This is a genomic window from Mycobacterium sp. NGS57 (genome assembly GCF_059812405.1).
The window spans coordinates 124,547-148,987 of sequence record NZ_JCALCP010000007.1 but is presented as its reverse complement, the minus strand read 5'-3'; the positions used below and the strand labels follow the sequence as shown (position 1 = coordinate 148,987).

General features: G+C 69.7%; 20 protein-coding genes and 1 pseudogene. 7 read left to right on the top strand and 14 right to left on the bottom strand.

The window, feature by feature from the left end; all coding sequences use genetic code 11:
* Positions 1 to 12 precede the first annotated feature (12 nt).
* The 7 genes and pseudogenes from AC5Y43_RS15075 to AC5Y43_RS15045 form a co-directional block, all read right to left on the bottom strand.
* Positions 13 to 2,268: a heavy metal translocating P-type ATPase gene (locus tag AC5Y43_RS15075; protein ID WP_499973694.1), complete on the bottom strand. Its 2,256-nt coding sequence runs from the start codon at positions 2,266 to 2,268 to the stop codon at positions 13 to 15.
* Complete coding sequence (locus AC5Y43_RS15070; RefSeq protein WP_499973692.1) at positions 2,265 to 2,477, bottom strand: heavy-metal-associated domain-containing protein; 213 nt, start codon at positions 2,475 to 2,477, stop codon at positions 2,265 to 2,267. The genes AC5Y43_RS15075 and AC5Y43_RS15070 overlap by 4 nt, the downstream gene beginning before the upstream one ends.
* 116 nt (positions 2,478 to 2,593) lie before the next feature.
* A pseudogene (locus tag AC5Y43_RS15065) lies at positions 2,594 to 3,185 on the bottom strand (SDR family NAD(P)-dependent oxidoreductase).
* Positions 3,185 to 4,006 (bottom strand): mycofactocin-coupled SDR family oxidoreductase, encoded by an 822-nt coding sequence (locus AC5Y43_RS15060; RefSeq protein ID WP_499973691.1) that lies wholly within the window; start codon positions 4,004 to 4,006, stop codon positions 3,185 to 3,187. The pseudogene AC5Y43_RS15065 and the gene AC5Y43_RS15060 overlap by 1 nt, the downstream one beginning before the upstream one ends.
* Before the next feature lie 46 nt (positions 4,007 to 4,052).
* Positions 4,053 to 5,117 (bottom strand): DUF7064 domain-containing protein, encoded by a 1,065-nt coding sequence (locus AC5Y43_RS15055; protein ID WP_499973689.1) that lies wholly within the window; start codon positions 5,115 to 5,117, stop codon positions 4,053 to 4,055.
* 14 nt (positions 5,118 to 5,131) lie between these two features.
* Positions 5,132 to 6,262: a sulfotransferase family protein gene (locus tag AC5Y43_RS15050; protein ID WP_499973687.1), complete on the bottom strand. Its 1,131-nt coding sequence runs from the start codon at positions 6,260 to 6,262 to the stop codon at positions 5,132 to 5,134.
* 4 nt (positions 6,263 to 6,266) lie between these two features.
* Positions 6,267 to 7,142 (bottom strand): SDR family NAD(P)-dependent oxidoreductase, encoded by an 876-nt coding sequence (locus AC5Y43_RS15045; RefSeq protein WP_499973686.1) that lies wholly within the window; start codon positions 7,140 to 7,142, stop codon positions 6,267 to 6,269.
* 133 nt (positions 7,143 to 7,275) lie between these two features.
* Between AC5Y43_RS15045 and AC5Y43_RS15040 the strand changes: the two genes are divergently transcribed.
* Both AC5Y43_RS15040 and AC5Y43_RS15035 read left to right on the top strand, forming a co-directional pair.
* Positions 7,276 to 8,244, top strand: a complete 969-nt coding sequence (locus tag AC5Y43_RS15040) for a LysR family transcriptional regulator (RefSeq protein ID WP_499973682.1) — start codon at positions 7,276 to 7,278, stop codon at positions 8,242 to 8,244.
* A gap of 34 nt (positions 8,245 to 8,278) precedes the next feature.
* Complete coding sequence (locus AC5Y43_RS15035) at positions 8,279 to 8,749, top strand: SRPBCC family protein (RefSeq protein WP_499973680.1); 471 nt, start codon at positions 8,279 to 8,281, stop codon at positions 8,747 to 8,749.
* Between the two features lie 299 nt (positions 8,750 to 9,048).
* Here the strand turns inward: AC5Y43_RS15035 and AC5Y43_RS15030 are convergent, their stop codons facing one another.
* Positions 9,049 to 9,696, bottom strand: coding sequence for a TetR/AcrR family transcriptional regulator (locus AC5Y43_RS15030; protein WP_499973678.1), 648 nt, complete (start codon positions 9,694 to 9,696; stop codon positions 9,049 to 9,051).
* 71 nt (positions 9,697 to 9,767) lie between these two features.
* Between AC5Y43_RS15030 and AC5Y43_RS15025 the strand changes: the two genes are divergently transcribed.
* The 3 genes from AC5Y43_RS15025 (at position 9,768) to AC5Y43_RS15015 (ending at position 13,832) form a co-directional block, all read left to right on the top strand.
* Positions 9,768 to 10,361, top strand: coding sequence for a TetR/AcrR family transcriptional regulator (locus tag AC5Y43_RS15025; protein WP_499973676.1), 594 nt, complete (start codon positions 9,768 to 9,770; stop codon positions 10,359 to 10,361).
* 79 nt (positions 10,362 to 10,440) lie between these two features.
* On the top strand, positions 10,441 to 12,216 hold the full coding sequence (locus AC5Y43_RS15020; protein ID WP_499973674.1) for a flavin-containing monooxygenase: 1,776 nt from the start codon (positions 10,441 to 10,443) through the stop codon (positions 12,214 to 12,216).
* A 53-nt stretch (positions 12,217 to 12,269) separates the two neighbouring features.
* A complete protein-coding gene (locus tag AC5Y43_RS15015; RefSeq protein ID WP_499973672.1) occupies positions 12,270 to 13,832 on the top strand; it encodes a flavin-containing monooxygenase in 1,563 nt (520 codons plus the stop codon).
* Here AC5Y43_RS15015 and AC5Y43_RS15010 read toward each other — a convergent pair.
* The 6 genes from AC5Y43_RS15010 to AC5Y43_RS14985 form a co-directional block, all read right to left on the bottom strand.
* A complete protein-coding gene (locus AC5Y43_RS15010; RefSeq protein WP_499973670.1) occupies positions 13,713 to 14,552 on the bottom strand; it encodes an SDR family oxidoreductase in 840 nt (279 codons plus the stop codon). The two genes, AC5Y43_RS15015 and AC5Y43_RS15010, sit on opposite strands and share 120 nt — an antisense overlap.
* A 52-nt stretch (positions 14,553 to 14,604) precedes the next feature.
* The gene (locus tag AC5Y43_RS15005) at positions 14,605 to 17,775 is read right to left on the bottom strand and encodes an ATP-binding protein (protein WP_499973668.1); all 3,171 of its coding nucleotides are present in this window, start codon (positions 17,773 to 17,775) and stop codon (positions 14,605 to 14,607) included.
* A 75-nt stretch (positions 17,776 to 17,850) separates the two neighbouring features.
* The gene (locus AC5Y43_RS15000; RefSeq protein ID WP_499973667.1) at positions 17,851 to 19,140 is read right to left on the bottom strand and encodes a calcium:cation antiporter family protein; all 1,290 of its coding nucleotides are present in this window, start codon (positions 19,138 to 19,140) and stop codon (positions 17,851 to 17,853) included.
* 284 nt (positions 19,141 to 19,424) lie between these two features.
* Positions 19,425 to 20,243 (bottom strand): SDR family NAD(P)-dependent oxidoreductase, encoded by an 819-nt coding sequence (locus AC5Y43_RS14995; protein ID WP_499973666.1) that lies wholly within the window; start codon positions 20,241 to 20,243, stop codon positions 19,425 to 19,427.
* A gap of 1 nt (position 20,244) precedes the next feature.
* Positions 20,245 to 20,658, bottom strand: coding sequence for a nuclear transport factor 2 family protein (locus AC5Y43_RS14990; RefSeq protein WP_499973664.1), 414 nt, complete (start codon positions 20,656 to 20,658; stop codon positions 20,245 to 20,247).
* A complete protein-coding gene (locus AC5Y43_RS14985) occupies positions 20,655 to 21,707 on the bottom strand; it encodes a zinc-binding dehydrogenase (protein WP_499973662.1) in 1,053 nt (350 codons plus the stop codon). Before AC5Y43_RS14985 ends, AC5Y43_RS14990 begins: the two co-directional genes overlap by 4 nt.
* A 123-nt stretch (positions 21,708 to 21,830) precedes the next feature.
* Between AC5Y43_RS14985 and AC5Y43_RS14980 the strand changes: the two genes are divergently transcribed.
* Together AC5Y43_RS14980 and AC5Y43_RS14975 are read left to right on the top strand one after the other, a co-directional pair.
* Entirely contained in the window at positions 21,831 to 22,679 is an 849-nt protein-coding gene (locus AC5Y43_RS14980) for a helix-turn-helix domain-containing protein (RefSeq protein WP_499973659.1), read from the top strand.
* A 42-nt stretch (positions 22,680 to 22,721) separates the two neighbouring features.
* Positions 22,722 to 24,437, top strand: coding sequence for a serine/threonine-protein kinase PknH/PknJ (locus tag AC5Y43_RS14975; RefSeq protein ID WP_499973657.1), 1,716 nt, complete (start codon positions 22,722 to 22,724; stop codon positions 24,435 to 24,437).
* Positions 24,438 to 24,441 lie beyond the last annotated feature (4 nt).

Genomic DNA, 24,441 nt, shown 5'->3' with positions numbered 1-24,441 from the left:
GGGCCGGATCAACTATCCCACAGGATCGTCACGCGTCGTGCTCGCGAACGAGCGCAGGCGCAGGCTGTTGCCGACGACGAACGCGCTGGAAAGCGCCATCGCGGCGCCCGCCAGCATCGGGTTGAGCAGCCCTAGCGCGGCCAGCGGGATCGCGGCGACGTTGTAGCCGAACGCCCAGAACAGGTTCGCCTTGATCGTGCGCAGCGTGCGCCGGGCGAGTCGGATCGCGTCGACCGCGGCGCGCAGGTCGCCGCGCACCAGGGTCAGATCGGCGGCTTCGATCGCCGCGTCGGTGCCCGTGCCCATGGCGAGCCCCAGGTCGGCGGCGGCCAGCGCCGCGGCGTCGTTGACGCCGTCGCCGACCATGGCGACGACCTTGCCCTCGGATTGCATGCGTTTGACGGCGGCGACCTTGTCGGCGGGCAGCACCCCGGCGATCACGTGGTCGATGCCGACCTCGTCGGCGATGCGCCTGGCGACCCTCTCGTTGTCGCCGGTCAGCAGGACCGGTGTCAGGCCCAGCGCCTTGAACCCCCGGACCGCCTCCGCGCTGGTGGGTTTCACGGCGTCGGCGACGATCAGGACCCCGCGGACGTGGCCGTCCCACGCCACGGCGACGGCCGTGTTTCCTTCCGCTTCGGCGCGGGCTCTGGCCGCTGCCAGGTGTGGGTCGAGGTGCCGGTCGCCCTCGCCCGGCAGGCCTTGCCGCCCGACGACGACGGCGTGGCCGTCGACCACGCCCCGCACGCCGCTGCCGCCCTCGTTGACGAAGTCTCGGACGGGCGGCAGCGCGCCGAGTTGCGCCGCGGCGGCGTTGGCGATCGCCTGGGCGATGGGGTGCTCGGAGGCGTCCTCGACCGCCCCGGCGTAGCGCAGCAGCGTCGCGCGGTCTTCTGAGGAGGAGAAGCGCGGCGCGGCGATCGCGTCGGCGAGCGTCATCTTGCCGGTGGTGACGGTGCCGGTCTTGTCGAGCACGACGGTATCCACCCTGCGGGTCGACTCCAGCACCTCGGGTCCCTTGATCAGCACGCCGAGCTGTGCCGCCCGGCCGCCACCGACCAGCAACGCCGTCGGCGTCGCCAGCCCGAGCGCGCACGGGCAGGCGATGATGAGCACCGCGACCGCGGCCGTCAGCGCCGCCGTGACGGGGAAGCCGGCGGCCAGCCAGATCCCGAGCGTGACGACCGCGATGACGACGACGACCGGGACGAACACACCCGAGATGCGGTCGGCCAGCCGCTGCGCCTCGGCCTTGCCCGACTGCGCCGCCTCGACGAGGCGGGCCATCTGCGCCAGCTGGGTGTCGCCGCCGACGCGGGTGGCGCGCACGACGAGGCGCCCGCCGGCGTTGACGGTCGCGCCGGTGACGGTGTCGCCCTCGCCGACCTCGACGGGGACGGGTTCGCCGGTGAGCATCGAGGCGTCCACGGCCGAGGATCCCGAGACGACGATCCCGTCGGTGGCGATCTTCTCGCCCGGGCGCACCACGAACTCGTCCCCGACCCGCAACCGGCCGGCGGGAACGCGGGTTTCGGCCCCGTCCCGCAGCACCGCGACGTCCTTGGCGCCGAGCTCCATCAGGGCGCGCAGCGCCGCGCCCGCGCGCCGCTTGGAGCGCTTCTCGAAGTAGCGGCCGGCCAGGACGAACAGGGTCACGCCGGCGGCGACTTCGAAGTAGACGTTGCCCGTGCCATCCCGGCGGGCGACGGTCAACTCGAAGCCGTGGCGCATGCCCGCCCGCCCGGCCGTCCCCAGCACGAGCGCGTACAGCGACCACAGGAACGCCGACAGCGTCCCGACCGAGACCAGCGTGTCCATGGTGGCGGCGCCGTGCTTGAGGTTTGCCCACGCGGCCGCGTGAAATGGCCGCCCCGCCCATACGACCACCGGGGCGGCCAGGGCCAGGGACGCCCACTGCCAGTAGGCGAACTGCCACGCGGGGACCATCGCGATCGCGACCACCGGGCTGGCGAGCACGGCCGCGCCGATCAGCCGGGCGCGCAGCGACCTCAGCTCGGCGTCGTCAGAAGGTTCCTCGCGTCGGGGCAGTGCGGCGGAGTAGCCGGCCTTTTCGACTTCGGCGATCAGCGCCCGCGGGTCGTACCCGGCCGGGACGGAAACGGCGGCCTTCTCGGTCGCGTAATTGACCCGCGCGGCGACCCCGTCGAGCTTGTTCAGCTTCTTCTCGATGCGCATCGCGCAGGAGGCGCAGGTCATCCCCGCGATCTCCAGCTCGACGGTGTTCACCGCATCGGTATCCGCAGTCACGCCACCAAGACCGCCTCATAGCCCGCCTCGTCGACGGCGGCCAGGATCGCCTGCGCGTCGATGGGGGCCGAGCTCACGACGACCAGCCTGCCGGTGCGGGCGCTGACGTCCACGCCGTCCACCCCCGCGATCTGGCCGACCTCGGCCCGGACGGCGGCCTCGCAATGCCCGCAGCTCATTCCGGCCACCCGATACTCGGTTGACGTCATGACAATCCTCTCTCATACCCCTAGGGGGTACACACACTTTGGTCAACGCTGCCGTCCCTCGAGGTATTCCCACCGCGAAAGGCGGGCAGCACGATTCTGCCTGTCCCGCCGCTCGGTCACTGCCGCAGGTGTGAACCGCCGCCGATGTACCAGACCTGGCCCGTGATCCAGTCGGCCTCGTCGGAGAGCAGGAAGACGGTGGTTGACGGCCGCCTTGGCGGCGCCGTAGGCGACGTGGTGCGGGTCGCTGCCCAGCGCGGCGCCGGAGGACGTGTTGACGATGCTGCCGCCGCCCCGCGCGAGCAGGTGGGGGAGAACCGCGCGGATGGTGCGGACGTAGCCGAGCAGGTTGACGTCGAGGGTGCGCAGCCAGACGTCCCTCTCGGTGTCGAGGATGGTGGTGTCGCGCCCGAGGTTGTGATCGGACAGGTCGGCACCGACGTTGTGCAGGCCATGGATGGCGCCGAACTCCGCGAGGGTGGCCTCGACGAGGCGCCGCACCGAATCCTCGTCGGCGAGGTCGAATTCCACGGCGATGGCGCGGCCGCCGGACGCGGTGATCCGGCCGGCGGTGGCGGTGGCGCCGGCGATGTTGAGGTCGCCGATCGCCACGCGGGCACCCTCTGCGGCAAGGCGTTCGGCGGTGGCCGCGCCGATCCCGGTGGCGCCACCGGCGACGACGAACGTCGTGCCGGTCAGCCCGCGCATCACACGTAGCCGACGCCGATGTCGACCGAAACCTGGGTGGCGGTGACCAATCGGGATTGGTCGGAGGCCAGCCATGCGACGGCGTCGGCGATGTCTTCGGGCTGGGCGATGCCCTCGGGCAGCAACGGCTTGTGCAAGCCCCGAAGGTGTGGGTAGGTGTCGGCGGCCGACTGGAGCGCCTCGCGCATCCGCCCGGTGCCCATGGGAGTCGAAACCGCGCCAGGGTTCAGGCTGTTGACCCGGATGTTGTGCCGGCCCAGCTCGGCGGCGAACGCCCGCGCCATCCCGACGACGGCGTGTTTGCTTGCGGTGTAGTGGATCATGAACGACTGCATCTTGATCCCCGCTGCGGACCCGATGACGATGATCGACCCGCCGCGACCGCCGTCGATGATGTGCCGGGCGCCGGCCATCACGGTGTTCCAGGTGCCGATCACGTTGGTGTCGATGGTGTCCCGGAACGCCTGGGGGGTGATCTGGTCCCAGGGCGCCGGGCTGCAGATTCCCGCGTTGGCGACGATGACGTCGAGGCGGCCCAGCTCGCCCACCGCGCGGTCGACGGCGGATTGCAGCGCGTCGAAGTCGCGGATGTCGACCTCGGCGGTGACGACCTTTCGGCCGTTGGCGCCCACCAGCTTTCCCGTCTCCGCCAGGTCGCCCGGCGTGGGCGAGTCGTAGGGGACGCTGGCGGGCAGTGGCCCGGCGATGTCGACCGCGATGATGTCGGCGCCCTCGGCGGACAGGCGCACCGCGTGGGCCCGGCCCTGCCCCCGCGCGGCGCCCGTGATCAATGCGACCTTTCCCGAGAGTGATTGGCTCATCTGTGGTTTCGGTTCCCTTCCGTGTTGATTGCGGTGAGTCGCGGTCTTAGTCGCGCGCGATCTTGTCGAGCGGATTGGAGCGTTCGAGCATGCCGTACGCCTCCTCGCCATCCCAGGTGTAGCGGACGCCGGCCTGTTGCACCGCCGGGAAGCTGGACATCTCCTGTTTGAGGGCGTGCATGGAGTACATGTTGTCGTCGTGGTGAATGTCGTGCGTGGAAAGGACCGTCTCGCCGGCAATTTCGATCAGGCCGTCGGCGGTCTCCAGCGTCAGCGAGACGTCCTCGTGCGGGGTCTGTAGCCGGGTCAGCCACGGCGCGCGCACAGCGCGGGCGGGGATGAGGTCGCCGTCGCCGGTGAACACGTATCCCTCGTTGAACGTGGGCCGGCCGTCGTGGCGGGGCGGGTAGGCGATATAACCGAACGCCCGCCCGCTTGTGAACACGGCGGACTGCCAGCAGTGCCCCCAGAACCCGGCGAGCTTGCGCACGCCGGTCCGGCGGATCCGCAACCCGCTGCCGGTGAAGGCGTGTCGTTGTCCGGCGGCCCGGAATTCCCCTGCGGCGGTGAACAACTGCTCGTAGCGCGGCCCGCCCATGATCTCGCCGACCGCGGTGGTCTTCAGCTGTGTGTCCGCGTCGGGCCGCAGCGCCCCCTGCACCCAGGGCGGCACGGCCATCGTCGCCTCGACGTGAAAATCGATGTCCACCACCGGGCCGTCCTTGCTGCCCTGGATCAGGTCGGCCGACGAGGTCTGCACCGCGGGCCCCGCGTAGGACATCGTCCAGGTGGCGAAGGGTTCGACGCACCGGAACCCCAAGCCGCCGGCGCCCAGCACGGTGGGTCGCCCGTCGGGTCCCCGGGCCGGCTGGGAGGCACCGTTGGTGCGTAGCCGGTACACGCGCCCGTCGGGAAAGGCGACGTTGACTTGAATGTCGTGCGCGTCCCAGTTGGCGCCCACCGCCTCGATCCCGATGCGCGGCAGGCCGATCTCGCCGCGGTCGTCGACCACCCAGAAGCTCACGGAGTCACGCATTCCCGGATCCGCGGGGCGCTCGGCCAGCACGTATTCGCGTGACGGGTCGATACCGCCGGTCAGGTCAACGGTCATCAGGTCAGTGCCTCCTACGTTCGAGCGGTCCACCGGGAGGCGCTGTCGACATATCGCGCAAACCGGGGCCGCACCTCGTCGAAATCGATGCCGAACTCGACCGGGTCCGCGGGCGAGCTCGCCTCGCGTTCGGCGGCCGCCTGCGCCCACCAGCTTTGCATCCGCGCCCGGAACTCGCCGCCGACCGGGGTCCCCAGCCACGCATACAAGCCCGCCACCTCGCCGATCGGATCGGCCTGCATGGCCCGGAAATCGATGTCGTAGAACCGGTATTCGGCGCCGGCGGCGCGGAAACGCAGCGCCCGCTCCATGCCCAGCGACCAGTGCTCGACGTTGAGGCGACCGATGTACGGGCGGTCGATCTCGGCGCTGAACGACCCGATGATGTCGGCGTAGAGGTCGGCCACCGACAAGATGACGTCGGTGGGATCGCGGTGCGTCATCACGAACCGCGCGTCGGGAAAGACGGAGTCCAGGGCGTCGAGCCACAGCACGTGCGACGGGCATTTAAGCCGCCACGGGCGTGGCGGCTCGCCCCACTGCAGCAGCTTCATCACCCGGCGCTGATACCGGTACGTCGAGGTCAGGTCGGCGACCTGCACCAACCACCGTGAATACGAGGGGATTTCGGCGAACGACTGGAACATATGCGACGTGAAGTTCAGCGCCATCAGCTCATGGCATTCCATCGGCCCGTGCGTGTCGGCGGGCACGTGGTAGCGGCTGCCCACCATCTCGCCCTTGTCCGGCGGGATGCGCGGGTCGACGCCCCGCACGGTCGACGGCGGTGGGCAGGGTTGCGCGGACTCCCAGCGGCGCAGGTAGCGCACGTCGGGGTCCTGGGCCAGCAGCATCGACAACGCGGTGGATCCGGTACGGGGCAAACCCAATCCGATCAACGGGGTGGCGATCGGCACGTCGTCGATCTCCGGGTGACGGCGATACCAGTCCTCGACCTGCAGGCGCTGCGCGAGATAACCCACGACACGTTGGTGCAGGAACGCGCGGCCGCGATCGTGCAGCCGCGCCTCGTCCCGCAGCGAGGACAGCAGGATTTCCAGGCCTTCTGAAAACGTGTCCTCGCCGAAGTCGGCCAGGCCGGTCTGCGTTCGCGCCTCGCCCAGCACCTCGGCGGGCGTCAGCATGGCGTCAGCCCATCCATTGGCCACCGGCGACGTCGATGGTCTGCCCGCACATGTAGTCGGCCGCCTCCGACGCCAGGAATGCGACCATGTTGGCCGCTTCCTCGGGAAGGCTGGCGCGCCCCAATTGGACCTGGCTCGTGATGGCCTCGTGGATGGCACCGCGCCCGGCGCGCTGCCGATCGTCCTGCGGCGCAAGCAGATACTGGCGCATCTCCGGTTTGATCATGATGCCCGGCGCCACACCCAGCACGTTGACACCGCGCGGCGCGACCTCGTGGGCGAGGTTGCGGGTGAACCCGATGACGCCTGCCTTGCACGCGTTGTACACCACCAGGCCGCGCTGCTGAATGCGGCCGCCGACCGAGCCGATGTTGATGATCTTGCCGGAGCCCTTCGGAAGCATGTGCTGCAGCGCGGCATGCGCGCCGTACATCATCATGGTCAGGCTGCCCAGCACCGTGTAGTCGATCTCCGCCTTGGTCTGCGACTCGAAGGGCCCGGCCGCCACCATCACCGGGTTGTTCACCATGATGTCGAGGCCGCCGAGTTCATCGCGGGCCCGCCGCACCGCGTCGTGCACCTCGTCCCAGTCCGACATGTCGGCCTTGACCGGGACGGCCCGCACACCCCAGCGTCGCTCGACTTCTTTCGCCCGGCGCTCGACTTTCTCGAAGGTCCGGCCGATCAGCGCCACCTCGGCGCCGCAGCCGGCGAGCCGGTTGGCGATCGCCTGGCCCAGGCCGTCGCCCCCGGCGCCGGTGACGAAGGCCTTCTTGGCCGACAGGTCCATCAGGTCGGTCACCCGCTTGTCGATGATGTGCTCCGGTAGGCGATCCAAGCCCAGCAACTGAACCCAGTCCTGCTCGTCCTGCAGTGTCATCGCCAAACTCCTATACCTGTCAGACGCGGGCCCCATCGCATTGCCGACGATATGGCCGGATCGGGGTCGTCAGGTAATACCAAATCGGGAAATCAGTCATGCCGATTTTGTATGACTGGTAGATGTGGAGGCGATGGATACCCACCGCCTGAAGTACTTCTTGCGCATCGCGGAAGAGGGCTCGATCACCCGGGCGGCCACCGCGCTGGGAATCGCCCAGCCCGCCCTGAGCCGCCAGGTCCGGCTGCTCGAGGAGGACCTCGGCATCACGTTGTTCCAGCGGACCCGGCGCGGCGTGCAACTCACCGAGGAGGGTGAGCGCCTGCGTTCCTCGACGGCCGCGCCGCTGCGCCAGTTGGAGCTGGCGGTCCAGTACGCGGGGTCGCCATTGGCGCGGATCGAGCGCGGCTTGTTGCTGGGCATGCCGCCGACCACCGCGGGCGTGCTGGCGGCGCCTCTGCTGGCGAGCCTCGGCGCGGCATTTCCCAACGTGCACTTTCACGTCGCCGTCGCCGACACCGACGACCTCGTGCGACGCATGCTCGGCGGCGCGGTCGATCTCGCGGTGATCAATCCGGTGCCGGACGACCGGCTGTTCTACCGCCATCTGCTGGTCGAGGACCTCGTCCTCGTCGGCGGTCCCGCGTCGGACCTCGCGCCCGATCGGGCGGTCCGCTTTACGGAGCTGGCCGGATTGCCGCTCGTCATGCCCAGCGCTCAGATCGGGATACGCAACACGCTGGAGAACACCGCGCTGCGCCTCAAAGTCGCCATCACGAGCCGCTTTTCGACCGATTCCCACGAGGTGGCGAAGCGCCTCGTGGCGGCCGGACTCGGGTACGCCGTACTGCCGCCGGCCGCGTGCGTCGCCGAAGCCGAGGCGGGACGGCTGCGCCACGCGCCGATCTGCGAACCCCGGCTCACCCACCAGCTCGGGGTCGCCGCGACGTCCCAGCTGGACCTGCCGCGCGAATTCGGCGCGAAGATCGGCGTCCTGATTCGCGAAGAGGTCGCCCGGCTGACCAGGTCCGGCACGTGGCCGGCGACGTTCGAGCCGTCGTCGTCCTGGGACCCGAACTTCGCCGAGCCGCCCCAGGCGTAGCCTCGACTCACCGGACAGCCGGAAGGAGACCGTCATGACCGTCAGCGTCGTCGAAGCGGGGCCCCGCCAGGTGAGTCGATCGGTCGAAGTCGACGCCCCGGCCGCGGAGCTGTACGCGATGGCCGCCGATCCGCGCCGCCACCACGAACTGGACGGCTCGGGCACCGTGCGCGACACCATCAAGGCGCCGGCGAAACTCGCTGTGGGCTCGAAGTTCTCGACACACATGAAGATGTACGGCCTGCCGTACCGCATCACCAGCACCGTGACCGCCCTCGAGCCGGACGCACTCGTCGAGTGGCGCCACCCGATGGGTCACCGCTGGCGCTGGGAATTCGAGTCGCTCTCGTCCACGCGGACGCGGGTCACCGAGACGTTCGACTACAGCCAGGCCGGCGCGATCAAGAACGCACTGAAGTACTACGAACGGATCGGTGCCCGCAAGGGCAACGCCGCGGGCATCGAGGCGACGCTGGCCAAGCTGCGCGACCGCTACGCGGGGTAATTTTGCGATTTTTGCACCGTGGTTTCACGTTCGGCGACGTACTAGCCGACGGTGAGGTATGGACTGTGAGCCCATGGCTTTGGGAGTGAACGCAGGGCGGGATTTCGGGCCCGGTTCCCGCCCACGTTTCACAATGAAAGCCCACGATTCACAATCGATGCCAAGGGCTCGGCGCCGGCTCGCCCCTCAACGAGTTTGTCGCTCATAGGTGGGCAATCGAGACAGGCCACCGGCGCGGGGCGATGGAAGTGACGCTTCTCAATGCGTTGCGGCCTCGGCACTGCCGGGCCAGTTCCTGCTCAAGGATCTCGTGTTGATCGGCGTTGCGCTGTGGACCCTCGGCGACGCGCCGGCGGCGCGAAAAGCGTTCCCCTGACCAATTCCTTGGCCGAGCCGAGCGTGGCCGCGTAAGCCTCCGGCGTCAGGTTGCCGGCACGCTCCGTGAGGCCGCGCGCCAGCGCGTAGATCGCGTCGACCGCGGCCTGCCGGGTGGTGCCGCGCGGTAGCGCCGAGGCGTCCCGAACGATCCCATCGATGGTGTCGCGCAACGCTTTCAGCGCCGTATGCGGTGCCCGGCCGCGCGGGTGGAGGGTACTCTCGGCGCGCATCGCCCGGTCGAACGGGCCCAGGTGGGGGTATTCGCGCAGCAACAGGCCCAACTCGTCCAGGACCGCCCCGACGCGAGCGGCCACGTCGTCGCCCCGCGCGGCGGCGGCCCGCAGCCGTGGGGTCGCGATCTCGTCGATCTCGCCGACGGTCGCGGCGAGCAACTCGGACTTGTTGGAAAAGTAGTGATACAGGCTGCCGCTGGTCATGTCGGCGACCTTCGCGATCTCCCGAATTGTCGCCTGGGAGTAGCCCACTTCGGCGACACAGCGCATGGCAGCGCTGAGGATCCGTGCCCGGGTCCGCTCACCGTCGGCGCCCACCGGGCGACCCACACTCACCGCGCACCTCCGTGCCAGAACCGAACGTTAATCGATCGGCCGATTATATTCACACGGGTGAGGACGTCGCGATGACGCGGGCGCAGCGCGGCCGCCCCGTCGGCGCCAGCGGCGAGGAGACCCGCCGCCGGATCATCGCCGCCACCATGCGCTGCGTGGCCCGGGCCGGCTACTCGCGCGCGACCATCCGCGAGATTGCCCGCACCGCGGAGGTGACCAGCGCCAGCCTGTACAACTACTTCCCCAACAAATCGGAGTTGATCAAAGCGGCCGCCGCCGCCAGGACCGATGTCGCGTTGCCGCGGCTCCGCCACGCCGCCGGCCGCCCCGGCGGCGTCGTCGACCGCATCGAAGCCGTTTTGGACGAATCGGGCCGGCTGATGCGCGAGTACCCCGACCTCGCGGCCTTCGAGTGGGCCATTCGCGCCGAAACCGGTGACTCGGGGTTCGCCGAGTTCCGCGACATCATCGAGGTCATTCTCGGTCCAGTCGACCGGGGTGCGGTGGAAGCGGTCTACTCGCTGATCTACGGCCTGACGGAGTTAGGCGCGTCGCTGCCACCGCAGGACTACCACGCGGCCCTGGCCGCGGCCAAGCGGCTGATCCGCGGGACGCTGTTGGTCTCCAGCGGCGCCGAAACTGCATCCAGAGCGACAAAACGCTGAGATCCACGCGCTGAGCGCAGGCTCGGCGGGGAAGCAGACCCATTGATATGATCAATTGATTGATTATATAGTCGAGGCCGTGACCGAGACGGTGGCCGCGCTCGACGTCGACGCGCTGCGGCGCAAGTACGCCGAGGAGCGGGCGCGTCGCCTGCGCCCGGACGGCATCGCGCAGTACGTGCAGACGACGGGGGCGTTCGCCCGATTCGCCGAGGACCCGTGGGCAGACGGACGGTTCACCCGGCCGCCGCTCACCGACGAGGTCGACGTCGCGGTCATCGGCGCCGGCTTCGGCGGGCTGCTGACGGGGGCGCGGCTGCGCGAGCTCGGGGTCCGAAGCGTGCGGCTGATCGACCGGGCGGCCGACGTGGGCGGCACCTGGTACTGGAATCGCTATCCGGGGATCGCCTGCGACGTCGAGTCCTACGTGTACATGCCGCTGCTGGAGGAGCTCGGCTACGTTCCCACCGACAAGTACGCCAAGGGATCGGAGATCTTCGCCCACTGCCGGCGCATCGCCGAGCACTACGACCTCTACCGCGACGCGTGCCTGCGCACGGAGGTGCACGAGATACGCTGGCATGCAACAACTTCCCGCTGGATCATCCGGACCGACCACGGCGACGAGATGAGGGCCAAGTTCGTCTCGATGGCCAACGGCTATCAGGCCAAGCCCAAGTTGCCCGGCATCGACGGCCTGGGCCGCTTTCGCGGGCACAGTTTCCACACCAGCCGGTGGGACTACGGCTACACCGGCGAAAAGCTGGAGCACCTGGCGACACGGCGCGTCGGCATCATCGGCACCGGCGCCACCGCGGTCCAGTGCGTGCCGCACCTGGGCGCGGCCGCGCAGCACCTGTACGTTTTCCAGCGCACGCCGTCGTCCGTCGACGTGCGGGCCAATCAACCCACGGATCACCAGTGGGCCAACGCATTACGGCCGGGCTGGCAGCGGCAGCGCATCCGGAACTTCCAGGTCCTGACGGCCGGCGGGCAGGCCGACGAAGACCTGGTCGCCGACGCCTGGACGAGCATCACCCGCAAGCTTCCGGTCATGCGCCATGACGGCGCCGGCGCACCGAACTTCGAGCTCGCCGACTTCGCCAAGATGGAGGAGATCCGGGCCCGGGTCGACGAGATCGTGACCGACCCCGCCACCGCCCAGGCGCTCAAACCGTGGTACGGCTACTTCTGCAAGCGGCCGTGCTTCCACGACGACTATCTGCAGAGCTTCAACCGCGATAATGTGACCCTTGTCGATACCCGCGGTCGCGGCGTGCAACGCATCGACGAGGCCGGCGTCGTCGTCGACGGCGTCACCTACGAACTCGATTGCCTCATTTTCGCAACGGGTTTCGAGGTGGGCACCGACTACTGCCGGCGCACCGGGTTCGAGCTGATCGGCCGCGACGGTGTGACGCTCACCGACCGGTGGCGCGACGGCGTGCGCACCTTCCAGGGCCTGTGCGCCAACGGCTTCCCGAATTGCTTCATCGAGAGCATCGCCCAGGCGGGGCTGACGGTGAACTTCCCGTACCTGCTCGACGTGCAGGCCACCCACGCCGCGTGGATCATCGCGTGGGCGCTCGAACACGGCGTGACCGAAGTCGAGGCGTCAGGGGCCGCCGAGGCCGCCTGGGTCGACATGGTCGTGGCCCGCTCCGTCGCGACCGCCGAGCGGGCCAAAACCTGCACCCCCGGCTACTACAACCGGGAGGGAAAGGCCGACGCCAAGACCCGGCAGGGCAGCTTCTTCATCGGCGCGCCAACCGAATACGCCGACATGCTGGAGGCGTGGCGGGCGAACGGGGACCTGGACGGTTACGAGATCCGTGGCGCGGGGACCGGGCCGTGAAGTACCTGGTGGGAAAGGTGAGGGCAGCCACCCGCCGTGGACGCTCGCCTAAGGTGGCGATCATCGGGGCCGGCTTCGGCGGCCTGGGCGCTGCGGTCGCGCTGCGCCGCGCCGGCATCGACGACCTGACGATCGTCGACGGCGCCGACGGGGTCGGCGGCACCTGGCGGCGTAACACCTACCCCGGCGCCGCGTGCGACATCCAGAGCCATCTGTACTCGTTTTCGTTCGCGCCCAACAAGTCCTGGTCCCGCACCTACGCCCGGCAGCCCGAGATCCTGGCCTACCTCGAGTCCGTGGCCGACGGCTTCGATCTGCGCCGCCACCTGATGCTGGGCACGAAGGTGCGTTCGGTGCGATGGAACCCCGGCACGTGGCGCTGGGATTGCGAACTGGACCGCGCCGGCCAGGCCGCGACGCTGAGCGCCGACGTCGTCGTCAGCGCCGTCGGGCTGTTCGGGGCACCGAGGCTCCCCGACATCGAGGGCCTGACCGACTTCGCCGGCACGCTGATGCACACCGCGCAATGGGATCACGGCGTCGAATTGGCGGGCAAGAGCGTGGTGGTGATCGGCACCGGCGCCAGCGGGGTGCAGGTCGTGCCGGAGCTCGCGAAGATCGCCGAAGGCGTGACGGTGTTTCAGCGCACCCCGCCGTGGATGGTGCCCAAGGACGACCGACCTTACAGCGCAACCGAATTGGCGCGCTTTCGGTGCGACCCGTTGGCGGTGCGCCGCACGCGTTGGCAGATCTGGAAATTTCAGCACGACAACACCGCGACCTTCGCCGACGACCCGGTGGTGGCCGCGCGCACCGAGGTGGCGTCGTCGTTTTTGGAGCGCACCGTGGCCGACGCCGGGCTGCGCCGCGCGCTGACGCCGGATTATCCGTTCCGCTGCAAGCGGGTGCTGCTGGGCGACGAGTACTACCGGGCGTTGCAGGCCGAGAACGTCGAGCTGGTCACCGATCCCATCGCGCGGATCGCCGAGAGGTCGGTGATCACCGCGACCGGCCGGGCGGTCGGCGCCGACGTCATCGTGCTGGCCACCGGCTTCGAGACGTCGCGCTACCTGTCGGGCATCGACGTCATCGGGGTCGACGGGCAGCGGCTGCACGAGCTCTGGGGCGCCGAGCCGAGCGCCTACCTGGGTGTCGCGGTCGGCGGATTCCCGAACTTCTTCATGCTGTACGGCCCCAATACCAACCAGGGGGGCAACTCGATCGTCTACATACTCGAGGCCGGGGCGCGGCTGGTGGCCAGCGCCGTGAGCCGGGTGGCGCGCCGCGGCGGGTACGTCGACGTGCGTCCGGAGGCCGAAAGGCGTTACAACGAAGCGCTTTCCGCGGACCTGGAGCGCACCGTGTGGACCTTGTGCGACAGCTATTTCCGTTCGCCCACCGGCCGCATCGTGACCCAGTGGCCGTACACCGAGCTGGAATACGCGCGCCGCACCTGGCGGCTGCGGCCGCGCGAGTGGGTGCACCGCGCCGGCGGGTCAGCCGCCGGCCGCGGCCGCCCTGGCCCGCTCGGTCATCGAGGCGATTACCCCGCCGTCGTTGAGGATGTCGGTGCCGGTGAGATAGCCCGCTTTGTCGCTGGCGCAGAAGGCGAGTAGCTCGGCCATCTCCTCGGGCTTGCCCCACCGCGGGACCGCGGCATCGGCGACCATCGCGCCGGCACCGGCCTGCTCCTCGAGCCGGCCCATCTCGGTATCGACGGAGCCCGGCGAAACCGAGACGATGCGCAACCCACGCGCGTTGAACCTCTCCGCCTGCGCCTGGCTGTACCACCTCACGAAGCTCTTGCTCACGGCGTAGGCGATGCCGGGCCGGAGGTCCTCGGGGACGATGTCGCACGCCGCCAGCATGGCGTCCATGAAAGCATCGGGATCGTCGAGCGCCAGCGGAAATTGCGCTGTCGGAATGATTTCCGCGGGCAACATGTGGGCCGCCATCGACGCGACGTTGACGATCGCGCAGCCCTCGCGTGCTATCGCGTAAAACGCCTCGCCGACATTGACGGTGCCGACGGCATTGGTCCGCAGGATGTAGTCGGCAGGCCCCATGCTTGGGCTCACCCCCGCGGTGTGAATCACCGAGGCGAGCGCGCCGAGACCGCTCGCGGTGTCGAGCAAGTCCGCGACCGCGCCCCGGTCGGTGACGTCGCAGTGGACGGCCGTGGCAGAGATCCCGAGGTCTTGCAGGGTGGCGACCGCGCCGGCCAACCGGTCCTGGCGGACGTCGCAGAGGACCAGGGCGTGGTCGCGGCCGACGATCCTGGCCGTGGCCAGCCCCATCCCGCCCGCGCCGCCGGTGATCACCGATACACGATTCATAACCCTGGACCGTATACGTAGCACGATTTCAGGGGGAGCCGGGTTATGGCATTCAGGCCATTTCCCGCGCCCAGGCGATATGCCCCTCGAAGCCAAGCGAATTCGCCATCAGGCGGTAGCGGTCGCGGTAGTCGCGGTAGGCCGCGTCGTCGCCGCGTGCCTGCGCCTCCAAAGCCCGCATCGGCAACAGCCACAGCTCATTCAAGACGAACCCGGGCTCGGTAGGCACCGCCGCCAGCCGATCGATAGCGGCCTGCGCTTCGGCAAGGTCCTTCCTGCCACTCCTGCGCAGCAACGCTTGAACCAGAGCGGCGGTGGTCGCCGCCACCAACATCATGTCGGCGCAGGCGTATTCCTGTTCGATGGCCGGGCGCAACAGTTCGATCGCTCCGTCGAAATCTCCGATGCGGGCCTTCTCGTCAGCGAAGTGCTTGTCGGCCCAAACGGCCACCAAAAGCGTGAAGCGCTCTTGCAGGGCGGCTTCACGTGCCGCCGCGATCAGCGGGAAGGCATCGTCGCGTCGAGGGCCGCCAAGGGACAAGAGCACCACGCCGCGCACGTACTGGGCGCAGGCCAGCGCCAGATTGTCGCCGGATCGCTCGGCGATTGCGAGCACCTCCGCTGTCTCTTCCAGGTCCGCCGCGCCCGGAAGCCATACACCGTTCGAGATAAGCGAATTTCTGAACAACAGCATCACCGCGCGCAAGCTGGGCTCGAAGGCACGGACCATCGTGGTGGCCTGGTCCACGTCGGCTCTCCAACCCGCGTCTCCGAGCGCGCATCGCGCACAGCCCCGCAGCATGATCGTGCCCACCAATGGAGAGCCGACGATGAGATCGCCCTTGCTGGGGTCACCGTCGGCCAGGTCGATCAGCCGTTGCGCCAGCCGTACGGTGTCGGCCAGCTCGCCGCATTGCAGCTTGGCGGCGAGCGTGCTGTAGAGCAGCCCAAGCGTCAAGGTCGCGTCGCCGAGCGACTCCAGCAGGGTTTCGAGCTCGGAACCCAACCGCGATGCTTCGCGGAATCGGGCGTGCGTGATCAACGCCGGCACCCATCCGGCCATCGCCATGGCCAGCGACACCTTGTCGCCGGCGGCGTCGGCAAGGTCGCGCAGTTCGTCGAACCCGGTGTCGGCCATGCTGCCGCCGGCCAGCCAGGAACTGGCGCACAGCAAGGTCCGCGGTGAGATCCGCATTGCGGCTCGGTCGGTATCGGTGTCGGGCAGCCGGTCCGCGACGTCTTGCGCATGCCGCCAACTCGCACGTGCCGCAGTGAGGTCGCGATGAGTCAACCACGTCCCCGCGCGCATGTACCACCCGAAAGCCGCGTGCATGTCCCCCGCCGCTTTGAGATGTTCGGCGATCAGCGCCGCGTTCTCGCCGGTCGAATCCGGCTCGTGTTGCTCGATCACTGCGGCCAGCCGCCGGTGCAGCTCGGCCCGATCCGCTCTCAGTTGCGACTCGTACGCGACGGAGCGGATCAGCGGATGCCGAAACGCGTACTCGCTCTTCGGGGTAAAGGCGACCTGGTCGACCAGCTCACCCGCGACAAGCTCGTCGAGGGCCGGGTCGATACCCAGGGCGGCAACCAGATCCGGACTGAACCGCGAGCCGATGACCGCCGCGGCACCGAGCGTGCGTTTGGCCGCGGCGGTCAGGCGGTCGATGCGCGCAGCGATGACGGCCTGCAACGTGGCCGGCACCACGGCGTCGGCAGCGTCGCCGCGGAGCAGGTAGGAGCCGCGCTCGCCGTGAATCGAGCCCCGTTCGGCGAGGTCGCGGACGATCTCCTCGGCGAAAAACGGGTTGCCACCGGCACGTTCGGCGATGACGCCGCTCAGCTCGCCCAGCGAGGAATCGGTGCCGAGCAACTCGCCGATCAGCGCCGTCGTCTGCACCGCGCTGAGCGGCCGCAAGGCGATCGTCTGCGCCCCGGGGATCGCCGTGAACGCGCCGCGGTACTCGGGGCGATAGGTGATCAGCACTATCGAGGGGGTTTGGCGAATCACCGCCATGAAGTCGGCCAGCATCGACTCGCTGACCTCGTCGATCCAGTGGGCGTCCTCGATCACGTACAGCACGGGATCGGTCCGGGCCAGCGATGCGGCGTTGACCAGCGCGGTGAGGCGCCGCCGCCGGGCGTCGCCTTCGACGCTGGGCACGTCCACTGCGGGGTCGGCGACGCCGAGCAGGTCGTCCAGCAGCCACAGATCCTCGGCGTCGGCACTGGGAAATCGTCCCCGGAGTTGCGCGCGTGCGGCCTCGCCGGCCAGCCCGTCGACGCCGAGCCCGGCCCGCAACAGCCCAATCACCGCGTGGAACGGGATGTCGCTGGTGTGGGACTCGCAGCAGGTGGTAAAGACTTCCATGCCACGGCTTTTCGCCAGCGCCTCCGATTCACGGACGGTGCGGCTCTTACCGATGCCCGCCGGGCCGACGACACCGATGACGCAGCCGGTCCCAGCGGTGGCCTCGTCGAGGAGGCCGGCGATGGTGTTGAGTTCCCAGTTGCGGCCTACCAGCCGGGGGTCCGTTCTGCTGCGCCGATCGCCCCCGGCCGCGATCAGGCGGCGGGCCGGCACCGGAGCCTCGGACCCTTTGATGCGGACGTTTTCCGGCGTCGCGAGGGTCGCGGTGTCTTCGACCAGCCGGGCCGTCGACTCGCTGAGCATCACCCCACCGGGCGGCGCAACCGACTCCATCCGCTGGGCCATGCCCACCTGCGCACCGATCGCGGTGTAACCCAGTGCACCCGAACCGATTTCGCCGGCAATGACCTGACCCGAATTGAGGCCCACCCGCAGCTTCAGGTCGATGCCGTCGCGGTCATGGACATCGGCGGCGAGGCGTGCGGCCTCATCCTGCAGCCTCAGGGCCGCCAGGCACGCGCGGAAAGCGTGGTCCTCCAAGGCAACCGGCGCGCCGAACACCGCCATGATCCCGTCCCCGGTGAACTTGTCCACCGTGCCGCCGAATCGGTGCACCACCGCCGAGGCCCGCTCCACCAACTCGGCCATGATCTCGCGCAACCGTTCGGCGCCGACCGCGGCCGCGATGTCCATCGAATGCACGGCGTCGGCGAACAGCACCGTCACCTGCTTGTATTCCGCCGGCTTGTCCGGCGGTCCAACCCGCGCGCCGCACTCGTCGCAGAACTTCGCCGTGGCGCGCAACTGCGCGCCGCACGTCACGCACGCCTGTTCGGCTTCGGATGCCCGAGCCACGCGAGCACCATAACCCAATTGGCACGAATCGGTGGCTTACCAGCGGAAAACTCGGTACCGATGCGTTGCTGGGAGCTACTCGTCGGGTGCGTGGTGCGGGTGACCGCTGTGCCGAATCGCTTTCCCGACAAAAGGCGCCTGCAGGGTTGCGACCAGGTGCCGGCGATTGATGACCAGCCCGGCGAGGGCCATCGCGGTGTAGACCCCGCACAGCACCAGCCGCTGCTGCGTCGAGACGAGCGGGAACTGGACGAGGAACAATCCCAGCAGCGCCCACGCCGCGGCGCGCGAGAAGCGCAACCCCAGGATCAACGCGACCCCCATCAGGGTCTGGGTGGCCGTCAGCAGCACTTCCTCGACCTGACGCGAATCGAGCACCAGGGAGAATTTGCCGCCGCCCAGCACATGGGCCACCGGCAAGGACCCGATCAGCAGCGTCCACTGGTTGACCTTCGACGAGATCAGCGTGGCGATGGCCGCCGTGCCGTTGCCGCGGCTGGCGAAAATGACCGCGATGATGAACTCGGGGGCTTCGGAGGCCAGCGGGGCAAGCCACTGGACCAGCAGGAAGCGGTCGATGCCCAGCTCGGTGCCGGCGGCAACCAGGTTGTCCGCGAAGGGCTTTGCGCAGAGCAGGATCACCGCGCCCGACACGGCGAACAGCCCGATGACGGCGATGCGCCTGCCGCGGTCGGGGAGCTCGCCGAGCGCGGCGGCGGTGCCGATGAGGTCGGGTTCCTCGACGTCGCCATGGCTGACCTTGTAGAGGTAATAGCCGAACCAGCCCAGCAGCGCGAGGCCCACCCCAAGGTGGATTTCGCCGCTCGCCGGGATGGCGAACGCGACCACACCGGCGAACAACAGGAACCCGAGCTCCACGCGGTTGGCGGGCTCCAGCGCCAGGCCGGTGGATTTGCCGGCGCCGACTTTTCGCGCCACGAGCATGCTGACCAACACCACGACGGGCCAGCCCAAGCCCATCAGCAACCGGTTGGATCCCGTCATGTTGGCCGCGGCGTACTGGGTGTACTCGGCGTTGTGGCCGGAGGCGTACGCGTAGTAGAGGTCGACGGCGTACTCGGGCAGCACCGCGACCAGCGCGAGGACCGCGATCGCCAGCCCGCCGGAGACGTCGATCTGGGCGGCCTCGGCGGCCCAGGCCAGTAGGAAGCTGGCCGCCACCACCGCGGCGCCGAAGATCAGCAGGGCGGCGACCGGATCCGCGTGTAGCCCCGCCACCCGCATGACGACCGCCGGGGCCATGAATATCGCAGTCATCAGCGCCGAACGGAGCAACGTGAGCCGCCGCGCGCGCGGTGTCGTGGGGACCGCGGCAACGGGCCTGTCTGCGGCCAGCATCGTCATCCTTCACTTCATCGGAGGGGGTGCCGGTCTGGAAACGGCTCTTCTTGCCGTCGCGAACTGTTTTTCCACGTTACCGGTCGAACACCGGGCCAGCAACGTCGCAGGTCGCTGCGGCATGGGCCGGCAGGGGTCCGTCTTTGCTGGTTACTCGTACCGATGCAGAAAGTTCGGGCGGGCTGATCCGAAACTTTGGCAAACCTTCTGGCCGCGCGCGGCTGCGTGTCGAGAGTGAATCCGACGACGGCTTAGCGGCGTGGCGCGTCGCGAAATTACACTCGGGAACGTCAGTCCACCGGCCCCATCGCCGTGGCGCTCATCTGCTTCATGAGTTCGACGATCTGGTTGCGGGTCAGCGACGCCATCATCTGCGTGGCCGCGCGCATGTCCTCGCCCACCATCCAGGTCGGGCCGTTGCTCAGGTTCGCGAACGCCTCGGCGATGACGTCCTCGACCGCGGCGGCCCCCGGCGGCACGTCGTCGGGCGAGCCGATCTGCCCCCGGCTGTGCTCGAGTGCGCGCAACGCGGGCGTATTGGTCTTGCCCAGGATGAGGCCCAGGACGTCGACGCCCTTGTCGTGCAGTTCGGCCCACAGCGCCTCGGCGAGGACCATGTCGAACGCCTTGGAGGCGCCGTAGGCGACCATGTTGGGCCCGCCGGCCAGGCCGGCGCCGGACCCGAAGATGACGATGCCGCCGCTGCCGCGGGTGACCATCGCGGGCGCGAAGTGATGGCACAGCTGCATCGGCACCAGGCAGTTGCGCTGCACCATCGCCTCGGCCGCTTCGAGCGGAACATCGAGGAACGGCTTGAAGTTCGGATCGGCGCCCGCGCAGTACACCAGCATCCCGATCTCGAGGTCGTCGGTGGCCGCGGCGATCGCCGCCGCGGCGCCCGCCTCGGCAAGGTCGACCGCCAGGGTTCGTGTCTCGACCGAAAACCGCGAGTTGATTTCTGCCGCAACCCCTTCCAGTACCGCCTGGCGGCGGGCCAGCAGGACGACGTTGACGCCGCGCTCGGCGAGCCCCGCGGCGAACGCGGCGCCCAGGCCGTCGGAGGCGCCGGCGACCAGCGCCCACGGCCCGTACCTGGTCGCAAATGTCACCTCAATCGCCCCCGACCGTGACCAGCCGCACCTGGGTGTAGCGGCGGCGCACGATGCGCCACCCGGCTCCGGTGCGGACGATCTCGTCGTCGTAGAACCCGATCGCGTTGACGCCGGATGTGTTGTCGCCGGCCATGATCAGGCCGTCGATGTAGGTGCGCGCCGTGGCGCGGTCGCCGTCGAGCGTGATGGCCTGGTTACTCAGCCGGTGCATGGTGTGCCCCGCCATGGCGTGCACCTGTTCCATGAAATCGGTGACCGCGTCGACGCCCCGCCACGCGCCGATCACGCCGTAGTCGAGTTCGCAGTCGTCGGTGAACACGGTCCGGAACAGCGCCCAGTCGCGCCGGTCGATGCCGGTGGCGTAGCGCACCAGCAGCTCCGAGATGTCTTGGCGGTCTTCGCGTTCGGTCATCGGATGTCTCCGTTCGGATGGACCACGATGCGCGGCGGGCCGTCGGATTTGCGGGCCAGGTCCAGCGCGTCCGGGACCTCGTCCAGACCGATGATGCTGCCGACGCTGGGCAGCGGGTCCAGCCGCCCCGACGCGATGGCGTCCAGCGTTCCGTACCAGTCCTGCGGGTGCGGGCCGCCGCCGAACTGGATCGTGACGCCCTGGCGGGTGGCGGTGGTGACGTCCAGCGTGTCGCCGGTGTACCAGCCGCCCGCGCAATAGATCCGGGTGGCCATCTCGGCCGATTCGACGATGCTCTGCAGCAGCCCCGCGGCGCCGACGCATTCGAATATCACAGCGGGACCGGGCATTCCGCGCTCGCCGCGCATCTGCCGGAACGCGTCGAACGCCGACTTCTCGGCGGGGTCGACGAGGACGTGCGCGCCGAAGCGATCGCGGGCCAGCGCGCGGCGGTCGGCCTTGTAGTCGGCCACGATGATCGGGTCGACGCCGCGGTTGGCCAGCGCGGCGACCGCCGACAGGCCGATCGCACCGGCGCCGATGACGACGGGAATCTCGCCGGGCTGGAGCTGCGCCGAGCGCACGTAGAACTCGCCGACGGCGAACGCATCGGTCAGCGCGACCGCGTCGGCGGAGACGTCGCCCGGGACCGCCTTGGCGGCCGCCTCGGAAATCACCAGCAGCTCGGCGAAGCTGCCCTGCGCCTCCGGGTGCTGACCGATGATGCGCATGCCGCCGGCGCCGCCGTCGACCAGCCGAATCGGGATCGACGTCACCCGCGTGCCGACCGGGAACCGATCGGTGCAGCCGGGCCCGTGCCCGACGACCTCGCCGACGAACTCGTGGCCGAGCACGATGTCGCGGTCGGCGTCGTACAGCGACCGGCCCGTCGGATCGTCCACCGCCAATTCGGGGTGGTCCATGAAGTGCACGTCGGACGCGCAGATCGCGGTGCACAGCGTCCGCAGCAGCAATTCGCCCGTGCCCGGCGCGGGGTCGGCTGTCTCGCGGACCCCCAGCCGGCCGTCTCTCAACACAACTGCGCGCAAACGAAGCCTCGCTTGTTTTCTCGAATAATCGATATAAAATCTCGAATGTTCGGCATAACTGTAGGAAGCTCGCCGTAAGGGAGTCAAGCCATTCGCGGATCGCCGTCGGCGCCGACCTCCCGGGTGCTCGACGTTGTCGAGCTCCTCGCGCGGTCGGCGCACGCGCGCCTGCGGTTCTCCGACATCGTGCGCGAGCTCGACCTCACCCAGGCGACGGCACACGCGATCCTCAAGACGCTGTGCGACCGCGGCTGGGCCAGCCGCGACCCCGTCGCGAAGACGTTTGCCCTCGGCCCCGCCCTGGCCGTGGTGGCCGCGCGCACCGACACCGCGCGCCCGCTCGCGCATGCCGCCCGCGCCGCGGCGCTGCGGCTCTCGCGCGACGTCGGCTACGCGGGCTCCGTCGTCGAACGATTCGGTGATTCGTTGGTGGTCACCGCCTTCGAGGGTGATCCCGCCACGCAGCCGGCCGGCATCCCGGGTGATCGCATTCCCTACGCGCCGCCGTTCGGTGTCGCGCTGGCGGCCTGGGACACCGAGGAGGAGCAGCGGGCGTGGATCCGCCGCGGTGCGGGCACCAACGCCGACCGCGCGCAGCGTCTCGAACGCGTCCTGGAGCACACGCGCGAGCGTGGGTTCGACGTCGACTGGACGACGCCGGCGCTGGCGCAGGCCGTCCAGGTCGTCGGCACGCTCGACAGCCACGAGATGCCGACCCCGGTGCGACACATCCTGGACCAGCTGCTCGTCGAGTTCAGCACCATCGGCTTCCTCTCCGACGACAACCCGGGCCGGCGCAAGCAGCCGGTCGTCACGATCGCCGCGCCGGTGTTCGACGATCGCGGCCGGGTGGCCCTGATGCTGGCCGTGCATCCGCTGTGCCCGTTGAGCGCGCGGCAGGTCCGGGTCATCGGCAGGAAGCTCACCGACGAAACGGCGGCCATCGCCGAATCCCAGGCGCGGGCCGTCTAGTTTGGCAATACGGACATATGGGGGCGACCGTAGGGTGTTTCTGTGCTGACGAGCGGGTCGGTGGTTTGCGGGTACCGCATCGAGCGGGTGCTGGGAGCCGGGGGCATGGGCACGGTGTACCTGGCCGCCGACCCCAACCTGCCGCGGCAGACCGCGCTGAAGGTGCTCTCCGCGGAACTGTCCCGTGATCCCGACTTCCGGGCCCGATTCATCCGCGAGGCCGACATGGCGGCCTCGCTCGAGCACCCCCAGATCGTCTCCGTCTACAGCCGCGGGCAGACCGAGGACGGCCAGCTGTGGATCGCGATGCAGTTCGTCGACGGCATCGACGCCGACGCCGCGCTGCGCGACGGGACCATGGCCCCGCAGCGCGCCGTGCACGTCGTCGCGCAGGTGGCCAGGGCGCTCGACTTCGCCCACGCCCACAACGTGGTGCACCGCGACATCAAGCCGGGCAACTTTCTGCTGTCGGGGCCGGCGGGACCCGACGAGCGAGTCCTGCTGGGCGACTTCGGAATTGCCCGCGCCTTCGACGACGTCGGCCTGACCGCGACCGGCTCGGTGATGGCCACCGTCGCCTATGCGGCGCCGGAGGTGCTGTCGAATGCACCGATCGACGGCCGCGTCGACATCTACTCGCTGGGGTGCGCGTTGTTCCGGCTGCTGACGGGCCAGACGCCGTTCCCGGCCAGCAACGGCGCGGCCGCGGTGATGATGGCGCACCTGTTCAGCCCGCCGCCGCGGGTGACCGACGCGATCCCGTCGCTGCCCGCCGCGCTGGATCAGGTGATCGCCATCGCCATGGCCAAGGACCCCGCGGCCCGGTTCCGCTCGGCGGGAGAGCTCGCCGAGGCCGCCGCCGGCGCCCTGCGGGACCCCGCCCGCCGCGCGCCGCTGCCGCCCGTGCCGAGGGGGGCGGTCGGTCCCGCTCCCGTCGGCTCCCCGGCGCCGCCCTGGTGGCAGCACAGCGGGGCGCGCACGATGGCTCCCGGACCGCGCCCGCCCGGGCGGCGCCGCCGGCGGGGCCTGATCGGCGCCGCGCTGGCCGGCATCGTGCTGGTCGTCGCCGCCGCGGTCACCGTCGTCGCCTGGCCCGACGGCGGAACGGCGAACCAGGGTGGCGAACCCGGCGCGGGCCCGGGATCGGGGTCGGTGCCGGCGGCCGCGCAGGGCCCGCCGGCCACCGACGTCGCCACCGCCCAGCTGCGCTCGATCCTGCTGACGTCCGCCCAGATCCCGAGCGGAACCGGCGGGGGACCCCTGGTCCTCGAGCGTGACGGCACCACCCTGCTGGACGACTCCGCCACCCTCGACGACCCGCAGTGCGTGGGCGCGTGGGCGCCCGCGCAGCAGGCCACGTACCGCACGAGTGGCTACACCGGGGTGGCCGTGCAGGACCTGCGGGCCCTGAACGAGACGGCGTGGCAGGGCAGCGTCACCCAGGCCGTTCTCGCGTTCCCGCCGGACAAGGCCGGGCCGTTCTACATGATGCAGCGCGGACAGTGGGGTTTGTGCGGCGGCAAGGCCGTCACGGTGACCCAACCGGGAGCGCCCGGGCAAGCGTGGGAGTTCGGCCAGCCGACCACCACCTCCGGCGTGCTCACTTTGACCGCCACCCTGCGGGGCGGCGGCGGTACGTGCCAGCACGGCATCCAGGTGCGCGGCAACGTCCTGATCGACATCCGGCAATGCCGCACCGGTGGCGCCAACGTCGCGGCACTCGTCACCGCGACCGCCGCCAAGGTGCCTCGCCAATGAAGGG